An 18,638-nucleotide genomic window follows, 5' to 3' on the forward strand; every position below is an offset into this window, starting at 1 on the left:
AAAGGAGCGACATAATGAGCAACCATGCAACTAGGATTGGCATCATCGATATCGGTTCCAACTCCATCCGACTTGTCATTTATGAAATGAATGCACATGGCGCTTATCGCGTCGTGAGTGAGCACAAAGATTCCGCAAGACTTAGTGAACGTATGGGTCAAGATGGCATCTTACATAACAAAGATATTATTTCAATCGTTCCTATCTTAACCCACTATGCCAGGTTATGCCAGTCTCAATTTGTTACAATTGTGCGAGCAGTTGCAACAGCAGCTGTTCGAAACGCTGCCAATACAGCAGATATCGTGCGAATTCTTGAGGAACAAACAGGACTTCGAATTGAGGTATTGAGCGGATTTGAGGAAGCTCGCTATGGTTATTTAGGTGTCGTCAATGCCATGGATATTCGCAATGGCATGATTATTGATATCGGCGGAGGCAGCACAGAAGTCTCGTTAGTAAAGGATAGAGAGCTGGTCCAAAGTGTCTCCTTCCCCTTCGGCGCTGTGAATACGACCCGCCAATACATGAAAGGCGCTAACCTAACGGTATCCGAAATCGACGAAATCCGCAAAATGGTCCTTGAAGCGATTGCTTCTCAGCCATGGATAGCCAAGTCCCCTGATCTTCCGATGGTTGGGCTGGGAGGAACGATTCGCACCCTAGGTAAAATGAGTCGTAAGCGCAATAAATACCCTCTCCAGCTCGCTCATAATTATGTCATGAAGCTAGAGGAGCTTCGGGAGTTTTCACTTCTTTTATCCTCATTGCCTATTGATAAAAGAAAGAAAATTGACGGTCTCGCCAAAGAGCGAGCCGACATTATGGTACCAGGTCTGATTATCCTTGAGACGATCTGCGAGGCAGCCAAATCCTCTTCTTGTCTTGTTAGCGGATCTGGACTCCGTGACGGTCTTTTTTTCGAAACCTTTAATCCGAAGCAACCGATGAAGGCTGACGTGTTGGAAGCGAGCCTCCAGAACATCCTGATGCTCCATCCGAATGCGTCCGTCGCACATGTGCGGCATATCGATGCTTTTGCTTTACAAATGTACGATGTGCTTACACCACCTACAGAGTTGGAATCACGCAGCAAGCTGTTGCTGCACACAGCAGCGCTATTATACCGCATTGGTGTCAGCGTACATTACTATCAGTTCCTCAAGCATACGGAATATATGATCCAGGAAGCCCATATTGACGGTCTAAGCCATCGGGAGATTGTCCTGGCATCGCTTATCGCAACCTTCAAAACAAAAAATCGGACCCTGCAGCAGGCACTTGTGTACAAGGACCTGTTACTGGAATCCGATGTTACCTTAATCATCAAGCTCGGTGCGATTCTAAAGCTTGCAATGGCTTTGGATATTAGTGAAACTCAGCCAATTCAAGAACTAACCCTCCTTCGTAAGGGTACTGCGATGTGTCTCCATCTGCGCTGCGTACACAACCCTTATTTGGAGCTTAGGGAGCTTCACGCATTTACGAAGGATTTTGATAAAATCTGGGGACTCAAGCTTACGGCTCAAGCCGAAGTTTCTTCCATGAAGTAATCCGCATGGCCTCGAACTGGCTCCGATAAGGGGTCAGTTCATTTTTGATTCGTGCGTACATCCCATTCGACATGAGCTCTCTTGCCTTTACATTGTCATGGAGTGTCACATTCAGAATTTGAATCATCATTTTCTTCATTTCACGATCCAATACTGGACACATCAACTCAATCCGCCGCGTTAAATTCCGCGTCATCCAATCTGCTGAAGACAGATAGACGTCGACACGACCCCCATTTTCGAAATAGTAGATCCTTGAATGCTCAAGAAAACGGTCTACAATACTCCGAACAGTAATATTCTCGCTGAGACCCGGCACTCCCGGCCGCAAGCAGCACACACCGCGAATGATAAGTTCAATCTTCACACCAGCCTGAGACGCCGCGTATAACGCATCCACCATTTCTTGATTGGACAGTGAATTCATTTTGGCAATAATCCTTGCAGGACGGCCAGCTTGGGCATGTTCAGATTCTCGCGCGATGAGTTCGAACAACTTATCTTTTAAATCCGTTGGAGCTACGGCAAAAGATTGCCAATCATGTGGATCTGAGTAACCTGTAATTTCGTTAAAAAGGGCAGAAGCATCTTCACCAATAACACTATTGGAGGTAAACAAACCAACATCCGTATATAGCCGTGCCGTACTATCATTATAGTTACCTGTTCCGACATGGACATATCGGCGAAGTGTATGTTCCTCTTGACGAACGACGAGTGTAATTTTGGCATGCGTTTTGAGTCCAACAAGGCCGTATACAACGTGACAACCCGATTTCTCGAGCATTCTTGCCCATGCAATATTTCGTTCTTCATCGAACCTAGCCTTCAGCTCAACGACCACTGTCACTTGCTTACCTGACTCTGCTGCTCTCGCTAAGGCTTGGATAATTGGCGATTTACCGCTCGCTCTGTATAGCGTCATCTTGATCGCCAGTACGTGAGGGTCATAAGCCGCATGAATAATAAAGTCCGTCACAGCGTCGAACGTTTCGAAGGGATGATACACGAGCACATCTTTTGCCTTGAGAATCTCGAAGAATTCATCGGAATTCGCTGTATCTTCAAATTCAATGGGATACTTAGCCACAATGCGCGGATAGCGAAGATTATCAAACCCATTCAATGAGTTGGCTAGCTTCATAAAATAGGTAATATCCAGCGGCCCATCAATCTCAAATATTTGTTCCTCGATTTCAAACTCTTCCTGCAATTGCGCTAAAGCGTAGGGATGAATCCCTTCTTGGACCTCCAACCTCACAGGAGAGCCCCAGCGTCTGCGCCTTAGCTCCTTTTCAATCTCCTCGAGTAAATCCTCCGCTCCTTCTTCATTGAGCGTTAGATCCGCATTTCGCGTCACTCGGAAGCCATGCACGGAAATCGGTATGTAACCACTGAAAAGAGACTGAATATGATGCTCGATTAACTCTTCCAGTAGAATAAACTCGGTCTTTTTGCTATTCGAACGTGTTGGCACAGGGATGCAGCGAGATAAATTACTAGGAATTTGAACTATAGCAAAAAACGGTTCTTCATCTAACTCATCGCCCTCGCGAACAAGCAACACGGCCAAATATAAAGATTGATTATGGACAAGAGGAAACGGGCGACTTTGATCGACAGCCATCGGTGTAAGTACCGGGAAAATAATATCATGATAGTAGGCATCCATAGCCTTCTTCTGAGACGTGTTCAAATCTTCATACTCGGTGAAAACGATACCTTCTTTTCCTAAGAGCCGCGTTACTTCACGGTACGTTTTGTACTGCTCTGTCACCATTTTGGCCGTGCGTTTCATAATGCGCTTAATGAGTCCTGCTGGTGTGTAACCAGTGAAGTCCTTTTTGGTATAGCCAGCCTTAATTTGATCCTTAAGTCCTGCGACACGAACACTCATGAATTCATCGAGGTTGCTTGATACGATCGACAGAAATTTCACACGCTCTAGCAGTGGCGTACTCGCATCTTGCGCTTCCTCAAGCACACGCCAATTGAACTCAATCCAGCTCAAATCACGATTAATGTACTTGGTTGAGATCTCTTTGAGTTCTTTGAGTTCTTTAACATCCTTCAGTTCCGGTTCGCGCGCAATACTCATAATTCCTCCAGTACTTTCCCTTTTTTTAGTCATCTACTATCTCCATTGTACTATGCGTCTAAGGGGGCGACAATCCAATTCCCTGTATTTCAATATATTAAGATTTTGTAAATAAGATGATATTTCCGTATTTATCCACGTTCATGTTACAATAAAAATGACTGATAACAAGGAGTGATTCCTACCATGGGTATCCTAAATCCGCGACTGGTTCACCAAATTTTCAGGGGGATATGGGTGGCAATCATACTATTCCTAGTGGCCATTGCCTTTTACTATATCATTCCTCTTATTTACCCCTTTATTTTTGGTTGGATCATTGCGCTTATGCTTAACCCGCTTGTTAATTTTTTTCAATTCAAATTAAAACTGCCCAGATGGCTGTCGGTTTCGTTATCCATGCTCTTATTCTTAGGTGCAATGGTTACCATCATTACGTTACTTGTAGCCAACATTGTCGTTGAGCTGGGCTCACTTGCGGATACGATTCAACTGCAGATTAACCGGTGGGTAGAAGAATTTAATGTATTTATTAATTCGGTTACCTTCCAACAATGGATTGAGCGCGTCAATGAATTTTTCGAAAATAACCCGAAATATCAGGAGACGGTTAACACCAATCTCTCGTCCACAGCAGGTTCAATAGCCGATGTTAGTAAATTGGTCATCACCTATATCTTTGCGGCACTCAAAGGTTTCCTAACTTCGCTGCCGAATATTGCGACAATCACGATCATTGTCATGTTAGCCACCTTCTTCATTAGTAAGGACTGGTATGGGCTCATCAAACGCTATAAAGGGATCTTCTCGGACGTGATCGTCAAAACGACGAAGTTAATACGAACGGACTTGCAGAAAGCGTTGTTCGGATATGTAAGAGCTCAGTTAATTCTAGTTTCCTTAACCGCACTCGTGGTCATTATCGGTCTGCTTGTGCTTCGTGTTGACTATGCCATCACCATAGGTTTATTGACGGGCTTGGCTGATTTGATGCCGTATTTAGGAACAGGTGCGGTCATGGTGCCGTGGATCCTCTATGTTTTCTTTGCGCAAGGCAATATCATGCTGGGGATTGGACTTAGTATTCTATATGGGGTTATTGTTATCGCGCGGCAAATTATGGAGCCCAAAGTATTAGCCTCTTCCGTCGGCTTGGATCCCTTAGCTACCTTAATCGCCATGTTCGTAGGTTTAAAGCTATTCGGGCTATTAGGACTCATCGTTGGCCCTGTATCCCTTATTCTCATTACCGCGTTCTATCGAGCGAGAATCTTTCATGATATCGCAGCCTACATACACAAAGGCTCGGCACCTCCGGAATAGGAGGATGACCGAGCCTTTGCTTTAATATAAGCTTATCGACGACGAATAATGTGCATATTGCCTTTGCCGATTTGCTTGCGGATGATAGCCAGCAAGAGCACCTTGAATATCGGTCTTGTATACGGAAAAACGAGCAAGAAACCGAGAATATCCGTAATGAAGCCTGGAGTAATGAGCAGAATCCCTCCAAGGAAAATACAGATGCCATCTAAGATTTGCTGTGCCGGCAATTGCCCCTGCGACCACTCAAACTTCGCATATTCCATGACCTTGCGACCTTCGCGCTTAGCAAAGTACGCACCTAGAAAACCACTTGCTATGATTAACAGGAAGGTCATCCAACCTCCGACTAGATGTCCTAGCATAATTAACAGTGTAATTTCAACGGCGGGTACGAGTATTAAAAGAGCAATAATCCATCGAAACATACGTTCACACTCCTTCGGAATACTTCGTAATGAGCTGCCACAATTCTGGCGCTTCCTTCTCTATACGTACTGGCCTCCAAGAAGGATTCACCCAAACATGACCAGTTGTGCCCGTCACCAATAATTCTTCGGTAAGATCCTCATTAATTCTGCGAATTTCATAGGCGAATTGCAGGCGAACGCTGCTTGTTTGAGCTACCCGAGTATAGATACCAACAAGATCATCGTAACGTGCTGGCTTTTTGAACTTGAGATCCGCTTCGGTTACGGGGAGTAACAGTCCCTTTGCCTCTATTTGACTATAGGGATATCCCAAGGATCGAATGAATTCAGTGCGTCCAATTTCAAACCAAGTCAAATAGTTTGCATGGTATACGACCCCCATTTGATCCGTTTCCTGATACCGCACTCGCAGCTGTTGCCCATGCCACTGTTCCTGATTCATGTTAAATCCTCCTGCTATGTCTTGATGATTCCAGTATAACATAGGTAGGATCTAAGCTAGGAATTTGGCGCCATAGACGCAAAAAAGAGTGAAGCAAGATTGCTCTCGCTTCACTCCTTATAATCACTTACAGAACGCTCGCTTGACCTGAGTAGATTACGCCTACTTCTGGGTAAATCGAAACTTCTGTACCGTCTTTAATTAATTCAACTGCATTTTCCACACCAACGATGACAGGAATCCCAAGACTAAGTGCAACGACTGCCGCGTGAGACGTGATGCCGCCCACTTCGGTAATCAAAGCAGATGCTCTTTGAACAGCTGGCATGTACTCTTTATCGGTTGAAACTGTTACAAGTACAGCGCCATCTACCATTTTCGCGTTAGCTTCTTCTGGGGTACGTGCTGTTACAACAGTCCCAGTTGCTGTTTGCATACCGATGCCTGTCCCTTTGGCAATCATCTCACCAACGTGATGAACCTTAATGAGGTTCGTTGTTCCAGAGCGGCCAACTGGTACACCTGCTGTAATTACAACGATGTCGCCAAGTGATACGATACCTGTTTTGATGGAGCTTTCTACCGCTAGGTTGAATAGCTCATCTGTTGTTTTCGCTTCTACGCCAATCACCGGAATAACGCCCCACACTAGGGATAAGCGACGAATCACTTGCTCACTAGGTGTTACTGCGATAATCGGGGATTTCGGACGGTATTTGGAAACCATACGCGCTGTGTAGCCACTTTCAGTTGCGGTAAGAATCGCTTTCGCACCCAGCTCTAATGCCGAGTTCGCTACAGCTTGCGAGATTGCTTCTGTAACAGTCACTTGTTGCGCTTGCGCTTGACGAAGGAAGATCTCTTTATATTCCAAAGCTGCTTCTGCACGCTCAGCAATACGAGCCATCGTTTCAACGGATTCAACTGGATATTTTCCAGCTGCTGTCTCACCGGACAACATCACGGCATCCGTTCCGTCGAATACCGCATTCGCTACGTCACTTGCTTCCGCACGTGTAGGACGCGGGTTACGTTGCATGGAATCAAGCATCATTGTAGCCGTAATAACTGGTTTACCTACAATGTTACACTTTTTGATCATTTGCTTTTGGACAACTGGAACGTCCTCAGCAGGAATCTCAACACCAAGATCTCCACGAGCAACCATCAAACCGTCGGAAACTTCAAGAATTTCGTCAAGGTTATCAACGCCTTCTTGGTTTTCGATTTTGGAGATGATTTGGATGTGCGAAGCGTTGTGACGCTCTAACAATTCACGAATTTCCATGACATCACTTGCTTTACGCACGAAAGAAGCTGCGATGAAATCTACCCCTTGTTCAATACCGAACACGATATCATTCGCATCTTTTTCTGTGATACCTGGAAGGCTGATTTTCACGCCTGGTACGTTAACACCTTTTTTACTTTTGATCGTTCCGCCATTGACGATACGGCATTCGATCTCAGTTCCACGAATATCAACAACCGTAAGACCGATCAAGCCGTCATCGATAAGAATCGTCGATCCAACTTTAACGTCACGCGGCAGATCAGAATACGTAACTGAGATACGATCTGTATCCCCTAGAATTTCTTCGGTTGTCAAAATAATATGCTTGTCCTGAACAAGCTCAATCGGCTCTTCTTTTAGCTTACCTGTACGGATTTCCGGTCCTTTGGTATCAAGCAAAATAGCAGCTATTTTACCAGTCTCGGCGGATGCAGCGCGAAGGTTGCGGATACGTGCGCCGTGCTCTTCAAAATCTCCGTGGGAGAAGTTGAGACGAGCGACGTTCATGCCCGCTAGTAGTAGTTTCTTTAAATTTTCTTGTGATTCGCTTGCTGGTCCAATCGTACAGACAATTTTCGTTTTACGCATGGTTACTGTTACCCTCCTGATTGAATGTGAACCGACCGATATCTCTAAATTTCCGGTAACGGTCCTCAAGCAGCTCCTGTTCGTTCAAACTTAGCAGTTGCTGAAGCTGTTCCCAGATCGCTGATTTAATATGTTCGGCTTGTGTTGCTAAATCCCGGTGAGCGCCGCCCTTAGGCTCTGGTATAATCCCATCGATAACACCTAGCTCAAGGATATGATCAGCCGTAATTTTCATTGCTTCTGCTGCGTGTAATGCTTTAGAAGCATCTTTATAAAGAATCGAAGCTGCGCCTTCGGGACTAATAACCGAATAAATCGCATTCTCCAACATTAACACCTTATTTCCTAGCCCTAACGCCAAGGCACCGCCGCTGCCACCTTCACCAATGACGATACAGATGATCGGCACACGAAAAGAGGCCATTTCCAGCAAGTTTCTGGCAATCGCTTCTCCTTGACCGCGCTCTTCCGCAGCATTCCCCGGGAATGCCCCCTTCGTATCAATAAAGGTAACGATAGGACGCTTAAATTTGTTAGCTTGACGCATCAAACGCAGCGCTTTACGGAACCCTTCTGGATGCGGACATCCAAAATTGCGAGCGATATTGTCCTTTGTATCTTTCCCTTTTTGATGCCCAACAACCGTCACAGGTATCCCGTTCAGTTTGGCCAGACCACCAACAATTGCTAAATCATCGCCATATAAGCGATCCCCATGAAACTCAATGAAATCTGTAAAAATTGTATGAATATAATCGATTGTCGTCGGTCTTTGCGGATGGCGTGCCAATTGCATTTTCTCCGCTGACGTCATCGTTGTATAAAGTTCATCCTCTAGTTGCGCATATCTTTCTTCCAAACGGCGAATTTCCTCTGAAAAGTCAATTTGCTTCTCTGCGCCAAATTTACGCAATTCCGCAATTTTGCTTTTTAGTTCCGCCAGTGGCTGTTCAAACGGCATTTCACCCGCCATAAGTCGCCTCCTCCTTCGTCCCGTGCATGTCGAGCAGCTTAATTAACGTCGGTCTCATATCCTTGCGGTTGACGACCTTGTCGAGCTGACCATGCTCGAGATTGAATTCAGATGTTTGGAAATTATCCGGCAGCTTCTGCTTAATCGTTTGCTCGATAACACGGCGGCCCGTAAAACCAAACGAAGCAGCCGGCTCTGCAATAATAATATCGCCAAGCATCGCAAAACTCGCCGAAACCCCGCCAAAAGTCGGATCCGTAATAATGGATATAAATAATCCGCCTTCTTCGCTAAGCTTGGACAATGCTGCGCTAGTTTTGGCCATTTGCATAAGGCTAAGAATACTTTCTTGCATACGCGCGCCACCAGATGTGGAATAAATGAGAATCGGAAGCTTTTTCTCAATCGCAATTTCAACGGCTCTCGTCATTTTCTCACCGACAACAGAACCTAGCGAGCCTCCCATAAAATCAAAGCTCATGGCAGCAACGATAACCGGATATCCGCCAATTGTGCCTTGACCCGTCATAATCGCGTCCTGAAGCTTCGTTGCGTTCTTCGCTTTGTCCAATTTCTCGACATAATCAGGAAACTGCAAAGGATCTTCTGAAATCATATCGGTATCAAATTCAACAAATTGACCTTCATCGAGCGTAAGTTGGATCCGTTCGGATGCGCTTAAACGATAATGATAACCGCAAGACGTACACACTTTTAGATTCTTCTCAAGCTCTTTGCTTGTTTGAATCGTGCCACACTTCGGACATTTATTCATTAAACCCTCAGGAATTTCCCTTTTCGTTCTCTCGGAAGGAATCGTTGCATATTTTCGCTTTTGAAATAAATCCTTTAGCACATTTCCACCTCTACTTGGCTATGATCTATCTTCCCTGACAAGCCACGATTCTTAGTTCTACTTTAACTATCTATGTAAAATAGAATTGAGCACTTCTTGTACTTCTTCCAGTTCCCCTTCGGGAACAACAATTTCAAACTGATTTTTGGATAAGGAGATGCCTCGTACTTGAACCAGAAAACCTTCTTCCGTCAGCCTCTGTTTAATCCGCTCTGCAATTTTCGCAGTAGGAGCTATATAGATCACCGTCCACATGAATAAACCTCCTATGACGTGCAACTACAACCACTAAGGCAATTAAGCTATGACGAGACGATAATTCATGCATAGGAACACACAATGCAATAATGATAGCATAATTCCACTTTTGCCCGCAACAGAGCACATCATTGAAACGAAAATAAACGACTACACAGTCCACTATGGACGTGAGCGTTTATCTAGAAATACAGCTAATTTATTACGTAAAACCTATCATTTGTATATTTAAAGTAAAGCCTGAACTAGTTAGTCCAGACGTTGCTTAGAGCTATAATCAGGCGCATGCTCATTTTGATGAGCGATTCTGGCTGAAGCTGCTGCTGCTAATCCACATACTAAGTCATCTAGAAAAACATGCACACTGCTTTTGTCATCGTTCAATGCGCGGATAATTCCTATTTTTTCCTTATCTAAATAGCCAAAGCTGGTTAACCCAATCATCCCGTAAACATGCACAATGCCAAGTGCCAATGTCTCGTCTACCCCATACAAGGGTTCATCCGCTTCAAGAATAGATTGCAGCGGTTCTGGCAGGAGCTTCTTCTCAGCTAATTCATCTAGGGCAATCCCTGTATAGAGAGTATACTGCACTTCTCGCTTCGAAAGCACTGCCATTACGCTGTCTACACATTCTTCAATCGTAAGTTGATCATTATATGGCTTCTGCAGCTTATACACGATTTCTGACACTTGATCCACGGATACACCGCGTTTCTGGAGTAGTTGGATCATATGTTGTTCGGTCATAAATCCTCCTCCTAGCATAGGGATGCCTATATGAAAAGTAAACCCGGGTTCCTATTCATATGCGGAGGAAGTTATCTTTACTACTAGAGAAAATCCACGATTGTTATTTTCTCATTTCACTCGGACGGAATCCTTGCCCATAATCGTCTCGATCATGCGCATCAAATCCTTGGTCGGATCGACCCGATACTGGTCGCTCAAGGCCAAGAGCTTGTTGCTGCTTTCATAGAAAAGCGCAACCGCGAGCTGGCCCTTATGCAGCTTCAGCAGCGCCTTCAGCTGCAAGAGCTTATCCGGCTGCTCACAGTCAGCCGTGATCTTGACGAACACGCGCTGCGGCTTCGCCTCAGCCGCGACAGGCTCTGGGCGGCCCGCTGCCGGGGCCGCCTGCGGTGCAGGAGCGGCGCTGCGCGTGCCGCTCTGCGGGGCAGCCGCGCGCGGTGCACGATCCCTGACATCGTCAGGGGATCGTCTGCCCGCAGGCTGCCGGCGAAGCCGCTGGACGGCCTCTGGGTCGTCCAGCGCGGCTAGCTGCTCCGCGAGCAGCTTGGGCGGGTCCTCGTCCTGAAGCTGCAGCTTCGCACGGATGAGGACGAGTTTGCCCTTCTGCACGAGCGGAGCGGACTTCTTCCAGGTCTCGGGGAACAAGACCACCTCGACCTTATCAATGCGATCCTCAAGCTCCATGAACGCCATCGGGTCACCTTTTTTGGTGACGATCGTTTTGTTCGAGAGGATCATCCCAGCAACCAGAACATCGCTATGGTCTGGAAGTTCCGTTAGCTGATGCAGCATCACGGCATCCAGTTCGGCAAGCTGCTCCGCATAAGTATCCAGCGGATGGCCAGAAATGTACATGCCAAGCAGCTCTTTCTCCAGCTCCAGCTGCTTGGATTGCGGCATTGGAGGGATGTTCGGCACCTCGACCTCCCAATTCGGCTCTTCCACAAATCCGAACAAGTGAAGCTGTAAATCATCTCGTTCCTTGCGCCATTTCGTAGCAGAAGCAATGGTTTCATCGAGAATAGCTAAATGTTGAGCGCGATGACCCCCAAGCGAATCGAAGGCGCCTCCTTGGATAAGAGACTCAACAACTCTTTTATTAACTACACGAAGGTCAACCCGTCGGCAGAAATCGAGCAAGCTCTCAAACGGCGCTTTCTTACGCTCACTAAGAATGGCATCGATGGCTTGTGTACCGACATTTTTGATGGCAGCCAAACCAAATCGAATAGCACCAGCCTTAGAATCCGGCGTAAACACCGTTCCGCTGCCGTTCACATCTGGTGGCAGAACAGCTAACTTCACACGTCGGCATTCATCCACATACTCAGCAACCTTGCGATGATTCCCCATGACGGCGGTTAGCATCGAAGCCATGAAATAAATTGGATAATGTGCTTTGAGATAGGCTGTTTGGAAAGCCAGAACCCCATAAGCTGTTGCATGCGCACGCGGGAAGCCGTAATCGGCAAAACGCACGATCATATCATACACATGGTTAGCTTCATCCGCGTTAAAGCCTTGTCGTAAGCTTCCCGAAACGAAATGTGTACGCTCTTCATCGAGGACTTCCCGCTTCTTTTTGGACACAGCTCTACGTAATAGATCCGCTTCTCCTAAGCTGAAACCTGCCATCGATGAGGCAATTTGCATAATTTGCTCTTGGTACACGATGATACCGTAAGTGTCTTTTAGAATGGGCTCAAGCGTTGGATGTGGGTAAACAACCTCCACCTGTCCATGTTTACCTGCAATATATTTAGGAATAAACTCCATCGGGCCCGGACGATACAAGGCTAAGACGGAAATAATATCTTCAAATTCAGACGGCTTCAAGTCCTTGAGAACCTTACGACAACCTGTTGACTCTAATTGAAATACGCCTGTTGTTTCCCCTCTGCTGAGCATCTCATAGGTAATATCATCCGAATCCATATTGAGGAGATCGAAGTTAACGTGAACCTCTTCCATTTGGGCGAGCCAATCGACCGTTCGTTCAATAATGGAAAGCGTCCGTAAACCTAGGAAATCCATTTTGAGGAGTCCGATCGCCTCTAAATGCTCCATCGTATATTGGGTGAGCGCCGTCTGTGTCGTTCCTTCTTGTAAAGGCACGTAATGCGTCAACGGTTCTCGCGAAATAACGACACCCGCAGCATGCGTTGAGGCATGTCGCGGCATTCCTTCAACTCGCATCGCCATCTCCAGCAGTTCTGCGGTCTTAGGTTGTCTTGCTACCATTCCTTTCAAGTCAGAGCTCGTCTGCAGCGCTTCCTTCAGTGTCATCCCGAGCTGATTAGGAATCGCTTTGGCGGCTCGATCCACATCCCCATAAGGCACATTGAGGACACGCCCTACATCACGAACAGCGGCCTTGGCTGCCATCGTTCCGAAGGTAATAATTTGCGCTACATGCTCATGACCATATTTGGCAACGACATAATCAATAACTTCATCCCGTCGTTCATCGCTAAAATCGATATCGATATCGGGCATGGAAATCCGTTCCGGATTCAAGAATCGTTCAAAGAGCAGCTTATACTGCAAGGGGTCCACATTCGTTATGCGCAATACATAGGCAACTAAACTTCCTGCGGACGAACCCCGCCCTGGTCCTGTCATGATCTGTTTCTCGTGAGCGAATCGAATAAAATCCCATACAATTAAGAAGTAATCGGAGAAGCCCATGTTCTCGATGACACCAAGCTCATAGGCGAGGCGATCTTCCGCCTGTTTCCGCAGAGGATGGCTCGTATCCTGCCACTCTGGCTTGCTCGCATAACGCTGTTCCAGACCTTGTCTGCATAGCTCCTCCAGATAAACACCTGCTGTCAAATGCTCTGGAATCGGCCTAAAGCTCGGCAAAATCGACTTCCCGAACGTCAGTTCGAGATCACAGCGCGAAGCAACCACAGCTGTATTCGCAAGCGCTTCAGGTACATGGACGAATAAACGCCGCATCTCTTCCTCGCTTTTCAAATACATCTGACTTGTCCCCATCTTGAGCCGATCCGTGTCCTCCACGGTTTTGCCCGTCCCAATACAAATGAGGATATCCTGCATCACATGATCTGGCTCTGTTACGTAATGGACATCGTTCGTCGCGATTAAAGGGATACCGGTTTCTTTGCTTAGTTCAATCATGGAAACCATCACTTTTTTCTGCTCAAGCATGCCGTGATCTTGAATTTCTAAAAAGAAATCGTCTCCGAAAATGTCACGATAGCGCTCTGCCGCTTGGCGAGCCTCATCGTAGCGGTTATGAAGCAAATGTTGGGAAACCTCACTGCCTAAACAAGAGCTTAGGCAAATCAGCCCCTCCGAATGTTGAGACAGATGTTCTAAATCAATACGCGGTTTATAGTGAAAGCCCTGTAGATGTGCAATCGACGTGAGCTTCATTAGATTCTGATACCCTTTGAAATTCTTCGCAAGCAAAATAAGATGATAAATCGGCTGCTCCTGCCGTGTTCCTTTATCGCGAATGGAACCCGCAGTGAAGTAAACTTCACACCCGATAATCGGTTTGATCCCACGTTGTTTACAAGCTTTGTAGAACGCTATGGCCCCATACATCACACCATGATCCGTCAAAGCCAGAGAGGTCATGCCAAGATTAGCCGCTTGTGAAACAAGCTCCTCCATCCGTGCCGCACCGTCTAACAAACTATATTCACTATGCACGTGCAGATGTACAAACGAACTCATCCGTGGGTTCCCCCCTTCTTCGTGATTTTTTCCTATATTTTATCATATTGGACCTAGCCAGTCCCATACAGTAGTAGAGAGAGTTTGTCCTCCCAACTCAGTAGAAAGGAAGCGATTGGCACATGGCTGGCTTTTGGGCAAGTATTATCATGTATTTCTGTATTGCATTTGGCGTTGTTTTCGGAGGAAGTATGCTAAGCGGCATCGCAGCCGTATTAACCTTGCAATCTCCAACAGAGAAAATGCTGACCATTTCGGAAAATATCAAGATTTGGGCCATGGTTGCTGCCGTTGGCGGTACCATAGATCCAATCCGTTATATTGAAAGTCATGTGGCCATCGGCCACCTCAACCCGGCAATCAAGCAGGTTGTCTATATCATTGTTGCTTTTACAGGTGCACAATTCGGAACTGCGCTCATTCAAATGATCTGCAAGGGGGGCCATCAGACTTGAGAGTCCCTCCTTTTGCCCGATACCAACGACTGCTTGCGAGCTTCGGATTACTGTTGTCGGGAGCGATCATTGGGAGCGCGGTCTATATGAGTATTCATCAACACACGTATAATGAGTTATATGTGCAGTTGCATAAGGTTTTACAGGAGAATGAAAATCTAACTTCCGATATCGCTAATTTAAAAAAGACTAAAAATAATCAAACGCTTGTCAATGTAGTCAATGTGCATCTGCTTCCCAAAAATGACACCACAATCTTTAGTGATGACATTCAAAAAGAAATTGAAGGTGATATTAAAAGCGAACTCAAGGTCGTCATTGGCCAGAAGGCTTCGTTTGTTGGCGATGCCCAGCCTCTCTATGAGCGTATGATTACACAAAGAACGTATTTTCTTCATGATAAAAAATATGTCGTCCAGGTCAAATCTATTGTGTTGATCCAGACAGAATTAACGATTTGGATCACTGCCGAGGAGAAAAAGACATAATAGGAATTTGTGTCTTATCTTGCAATCCTGTCCTAAAATCGCTAAAGTTAATTGTAAATTCAACGATAAGGGACGGATTGTCGCCATGCACGCCATACAATTGACGTTATTCATTCTTATTTGCCTCTTGCTCGGACTTACCTTGTTCTATAGCATTCGCTCACGTCGTGAGCCAGATGCTGCCAAACGAGGCTTGTATACAGCTCGTATGAACATATTCATGGGACTCATGCTCGTGCTCATCGCTGTTACGCAGATCTTCTTCTTCAGCGAATCCAGCTTCCGCCGTATCTTCGGCACGGTACTCGTGTTGATCGGTGTTTTCAATGTTTTCGTTGGCATCCGTAATCATGGGCACTTCGATCGGTTGCTTCGCTAGATCACTTGAGCGGTTAGCATCGCCTTCGAGACCAGGGCTCCTGCATGATAAATTTCTACATCAATCTTGCCAAATTTACGACTCACCTCAATGATGGTGGGTCGTATTTCTATTTTGGAGTCAATCTGAAGCGGCTTTAGAAAATAAGTCGACATATTATCCATAACGAGGTCCCCTTTCTTATGCTCCTGCACAATGCGGTAAGCCGCTTGCGTCATAAGCGTCGTAAGAACCCCTTCTGATACCGTCCCCAAATGATTCGTCATCTGCGGTGTAATTACACCATGAAATTGCAGTTTGCCCTTCTCATCTCGTACTTCTTCCATCCCCGACCAGATCAAATCTTCAAAGGTTTCACCATTTTGCGGCTGCTTTTGAATCGACTGCATCGCCTTCAAGATATCGCTGCGGTTCAGCACGCCGACGATTTTGCGATTCGTATCTACGACTGGCAGAAGCTCGATCCCTTCCCACACCATCATATGGGCGGCAGAAGCGACTGAGGTCTGTGGGGAAACTGTCAGTGGATTGCGTGTCATCAGTTTATCGACAGATTGCTGCGTGCTCGCGCCAACCATATCTTTCGATGTCACAACACCGATAATGCGATTCCACTCATCCACGACCGGAAAGCGGCTGTAGCCCGTATCTTCGGACATACGCTGCCAATCTTTCAATGTGCTGTTCGCCTTCAGTGCGAAAAGCGCAGCACCAGAGGCGAGAATATCTTCTACGAGCATGATTTTCTTTTTGATCAGACGATCGTAGATAGCTCGGTTAATCATGGATGCGACGGTAAACGTGTCATAGCTGCTTGAAATAATAGGCAACTCCAACTCATCCGCCAGCACTTTGACCTCTGTGCTCGTATTAAATCCACCTGTAATGAGAACGCCGGCGCCTTGCTCTAGGGCACATAAGTGAGCCTTATTCCGGTTACCTACAATAAGTAAGCTGCCTGCCTCAATGTAGCGCATCATCGCATCTTGCTCCATCGCGCCGATGACGAACTTGTGCAGCGTCTTATGAAGCCCCTTCGCCCCACCGAGCACCTGACCGTCCACCATATTCACAACCTCGGCAAAGGTCAGTTTGTCTATATTCTGGCGCAGTTTCTTCTCCACACGGACGGTTCCAATCCGCTCTTTGGTCGAAACGAGTCCTTGATTCTCCGCTTCTTTGATCGCGCGATAGGCTGTGCCTTCGGAAACTTCCATATTCTTGGCGATTTTACGAACAGAAATCCGACTGCCTAACTTCAAGTCTTCAATATGCCGCAAAATCTGCTCATGCTTCGTTAATGTATCGACCGAATGTGTATCCAACTGTTACACCTCATTCACTAGATCCTGTATTAGTCTGTACTACTAGTATAATCGTTCTAACGGTTAAGAACAATGAGGGTAGATCAGAAGCAAAAGCATCCAACCCTTTAGGATTGGATGCTCATCATCATTATACCAAACATGTGTTCGTTGTCAAAGATTAGCCTGCTATTTTACTTACGGAATTGCAATAGCTTCCGTCTGCCTTGCACGAGCTGCTCCATCTGCCATTTCTTCATCCGGTTGATCCGGAGCTGTTGCTTACGTTTTTCTTCATCAACGCCAAGAATTTGATGCAAATGCGCAGCAATGATGAGCAGGGCCATGACGAGCCAAATGACACTAAAGATCATCGGCAAGGAACCAACCTCGCGAAATTGTAATTTGGGAATGGAATAAAATAACATACCGACTGCTAAACCCATGTACACGACATTTTTGAAACCTTTCAATGGAATCACTCACCTTTCGCTCAAAATAACCTCGAACCGATCTCTACCTATTGCCATTATATGAGACAAGTTCTTGATATATGAGCGCTGACCCCGTGTTACATCTAAGTTTATTCCGCTTCGTAGCCTTGGCTGCTCAGAAAAGCTTTCATATGCTTTCTTGGTCGCTGCGCTTTCGCAGCCATTTCCTTGGTCCACGTCGTATCGACTTTGCCGTCGGTACGTAAGTTCATGTAGCCGCGGATCGTCTCGTCGTACGCCTCGACCGCGGCTGGGTTCGGCGTATACCGATTCTCATGGTATACGGCCTCTAGCGGGAGCCGCGGGCGTTGCAGCGGCTCTTGATCCGGCATGCCGATGCACATGCCGAAGATCGGGTACACGAGCTGGGGCAGGCCCAGCAGCTCGGATACTTCCGCGGGCTTATTGCGCAGCCCGCCGATATAGCAGACGCCGAGGCCGAGTGACTCGGCGGCGATCGCTGCATTTTGCGCAGCTAATGCAGCCTCGACCGTGGCAATGATGAGATTCTCAGCATTGCCGGAGACTGGCGTGTCCACGTGTTGGTGGACCGCCCCCGCGTAGCGGTGAAGGTCTGCGCACCACACGAGGAAGAGCGGGCACTCGCTGACGTAAGCTTGATTGCCAGCTAGTTCTGCTAGCTGGCTTTTCATATTCTCATCGGACACGTGAATGATGCTGTACGCTTGCATATTACTTGACGTGGAGGCGGCTTGGGCAGCGCGGATAATTGCCTCACGTTGCTCGTTGCTAACGGGCTCTTTTGTGAATTTTCGAATGGAGCGATGATTTTGTAGTAGATCAATAATTGCATTCATGAATGGTGTCCACTCCTCTATCTCTTTTCTTTCAGTATCCATGAAAATAGAGCGATATTCAAATGTAAATCACTTTTGGTATATCAGAGGCTGGAACGGAGGAGGGGCTGGTAACTGAGACTTGGGTGTGGGTGTGGGTGTGGGTGTGGGACTTGGCGTGGGTATGAGTATGGGTGTGGGCATGGGTGTAAGACTTGGCGTGGGTGTAGGCATGGGTGTAGGCATGGGTATGATCGTGGGCGTCGGTATGAGCGTAGGCATGGGTATGAGCGGGGACGTCGGTATGAGCGTAGGCATGGGTATGATCGTGGGCGTCGGTATGAGCGTAGGCATGGGTATGATCGTGGGCGTCGGTATGAGCGTAGGCATGGGTATGATCGTGGGCGTCGGTATGAGCGTAGGCATGGGTATGATCGTGGGCGT

Annotated in this window: 18 protein-coding genes; 6 read left to right on the forward strand and 12 right to left on the reverse strand. The window is 46.7% G+C overall.

Annotated features, from left to right (window positions below; translation table 11 throughout):
• The first annotated feature begins 14 nt into the window (after positions 1-14).
• Positions 15-1,553 (forward strand): Ppx/GppA phosphatase family protein, encoded by a 1,539-nt coding sequence (locus tag AC58QM_RS28755; protein WP_497288220.1) that lies wholly within the window; start codon positions 15-17, stop codon positions 1,551-1,553.
• Here the strand turns inward: AC58QM_RS28755 and ppk1 are convergent.
• Positions 1,519-3,684, reverse strand: a complete 2,166-nt coding sequence (gene ppk1 / locus AC58QM_RS28760) for a polyphosphate kinase 1 (RefSeq protein WP_497288221.1) — start codon at positions 3,682-3,684, stop codon at positions 1,519-1,521. The two genes, AC58QM_RS28755 and ppk1, sit on opposite strands and share 35 nt — an antisense overlap.
• A 204-nt stretch (positions 3,685-3,888) precedes the next feature.
• Here ppk1 and ytvI point away from each other — a divergent pair, with 204 nt between their 5' ends.
• The gene (ytvI, locus tag AC58QM_RS28765) at positions 3,889-4,974 is read left to right on the forward strand and encodes a sporulation integral membrane protein YtvI (RefSeq protein ID WP_497288222.1); all 1,086 of its coding nucleotides are present in this window, start codon (positions 3,889-3,891) and stop codon (positions 4,972-4,974) included.
• Between the two features lie 32 nt (positions 4,975-5,006).
• On the opposite strand, the gene AC58QM_RS28770 is transcribed toward ytvI, so the two are convergent.
• The 8 genes from AC58QM_RS28770 to AC58QM_RS28805 all read right to left on the reverse strand — a co-directional run bounded on the left by AC58QM_RS28770 (position 5,007) and on the right by AC58QM_RS28805 (position 14,277).
• Positions 5,007-5,402, reverse strand: coding sequence for an FxsA family protein (locus tag AC58QM_RS28770; protein WP_497288223.1), 396 nt, complete (start codon positions 5,400-5,402; stop codon positions 5,007-5,009).
• A 4-nt stretch (positions 5,403-5,406) separates the two neighbouring features.
• Positions 5,407-5,847: an acyl-CoA thioesterase gene (locus tag AC58QM_RS28775; protein ID WP_497288224.1), complete on the reverse strand. Its 441-nt coding sequence runs from the start codon at positions 5,845-5,847 to the stop codon at positions 5,407-5,409.
• Between the two features lie 127 nt (positions 5,848-5,974).
• Entirely contained in the window at positions 5,975-7,729 is a 1,755-nt protein-coding gene (gene pyk / locus AC58QM_RS28780; RefSeq protein ID WP_497288225.1) for a pyruvate kinase, read from the reverse strand.
• The gene (locus tag AC58QM_RS28785; RefSeq protein WP_497288226.1) at positions 7,722-8,702 is read right to left on the reverse strand and encodes an acetyl-CoA carboxylase carboxyltransferase subunit alpha; all 981 of its coding nucleotides are present in this window, start codon (positions 8,700-8,702) and stop codon (positions 7,722-7,724) included. Before AC58QM_RS28785 ends, pyk begins: the two co-directional genes overlap by 8 nt.
• The gene (gene accD / locus AC58QM_RS28790) at positions 8,692-9,558 is read right to left on the reverse strand and encodes an acetyl-CoA carboxylase, carboxyltransferase subunit beta (protein ID WP_497288227.1); all 867 of its coding nucleotides are present in this window, start codon (positions 9,556-9,558) and stop codon (positions 8,692-8,694) included. Before accD ends, AC58QM_RS28785 begins: the two co-directional genes overlap by 11 nt.
• Before the next feature lie 66 nt (positions 9,559-9,624).
• Positions 9,625-9,813, reverse strand: coding sequence for a hypothetical protein (locus AC58QM_RS28795; protein ID WP_028554922.1), 189 nt, complete (start codon positions 9,811-9,813; stop codon positions 9,625-9,627).
• Between the two features lie 252 nt (positions 9,814-10,065).
• Complete coding sequence (locus AC58QM_RS28800) at positions 10,066-10,566, reverse strand: phosphatidylglycerophosphatase A family protein (RefSeq protein ID WP_497288228.1); 501 nt, start codon at positions 10,564-10,566, stop codon at positions 10,066-10,068.
• Positions 10,567-10,677: 111 nt separating this feature from the next.
• On the reverse strand, positions 10,678-14,277 hold the full coding sequence (locus tag AC58QM_RS28805) for a DNA polymerase III subunit alpha (protein ID WP_497288229.1): 3,600 nt from the start codon (positions 14,275-14,277) through the stop codon (positions 10,678-10,680).
• A gap of 122 nt (positions 14,278-14,399) precedes the next feature.
• Between AC58QM_RS28805 and AC58QM_RS28810 the strand changes: the two genes are divergently transcribed.
• The 3 genes from AC58QM_RS28810 (at position 14,400) to AC58QM_RS28820 (ending at position 15,599) form a co-directional block, all read left to right on the forward strand.
• Positions 14,400-14,732 carry a YtrH family sporulation protein gene (locus tag AC58QM_RS28810; protein WP_310500423.1) on the forward strand — a complete coding sequence of 111 codons (333 nt, stop codon included), beginning with the start codon at positions 14,400-14,402 and terminating at the stop codon, positions 14,730-14,732.
• Positions 14,729-15,220 (forward strand): sporulation membrane protein YtrI, encoded by a 492-nt coding sequence (locus AC58QM_RS28815; RefSeq protein ID WP_497288230.1) that lies wholly within the window; start codon positions 14,729-14,731, stop codon positions 15,218-15,220. The genes AC58QM_RS28810 and AC58QM_RS28815 overlap by 4 nt, the downstream gene beginning before the upstream one ends.
• A gap of 85 nt (positions 15,221-15,305) precedes the next feature.
• Positions 15,306-15,599: a YtpI family protein gene (locus tag AC58QM_RS28820; protein ID WP_497288232.1), complete on the forward strand. Its 294-nt coding sequence runs from the start codon at positions 15,306-15,308 to the stop codon at positions 15,597-15,599.
• On the opposite strand, the gene AC58QM_RS28825 is transcribed toward AC58QM_RS28820, so the two are convergent.
• The 3 genes from AC58QM_RS28825 to nfsA form a co-directional block, all read right to left on the reverse strand.
• Positions 15,596-16,924 (reverse strand): DRTGG domain-containing protein, encoded by a 1,329-nt coding sequence (locus AC58QM_RS28825; RefSeq protein ID WP_497288233.1) that lies wholly within the window; start codon positions 16,922-16,924, stop codon positions 15,596-15,598. The genes AC58QM_RS28820 and AC58QM_RS28825 overlap by 4 nt on opposite strands.
• Positions 16,925-17,097: 173 nt before the next feature.
• Complete coding sequence (locus AC58QM_RS28830; RefSeq protein ID WP_497288234.1) at positions 17,098-17,376, reverse strand: hypothetical protein; 279 nt, start codon at positions 17,374-17,376, stop codon at positions 17,098-17,100.
• Between the two features lie 110 nt (positions 17,377-17,486).
• Complete coding sequence (gene nfsA, locus AC58QM_RS28835; RefSeq protein ID WP_497288235.1) at positions 17,487-18,215, reverse strand: oxygen-insensitive NADPH nitroreductase; 729 nt, start codon at positions 18,213-18,215, stop codon at positions 17,487-17,489.
• 121 nt (positions 18,216-18,336) lie between these two features.
• On the opposite strand from nfsA, the gene AC58QM_RS28840 reads away from it, so the two are divergent.
• Positions 18,337-18,638 (forward strand): hypothetical protein (locus AC58QM_RS28840; RefSeq protein ID WP_497288236.1); only part of this gene is annotated, 302 nt, incomplete at its 3' end.

It is taken from the genome of Paenibacillus sp. J22P165, from assembly GCF_059692015.1.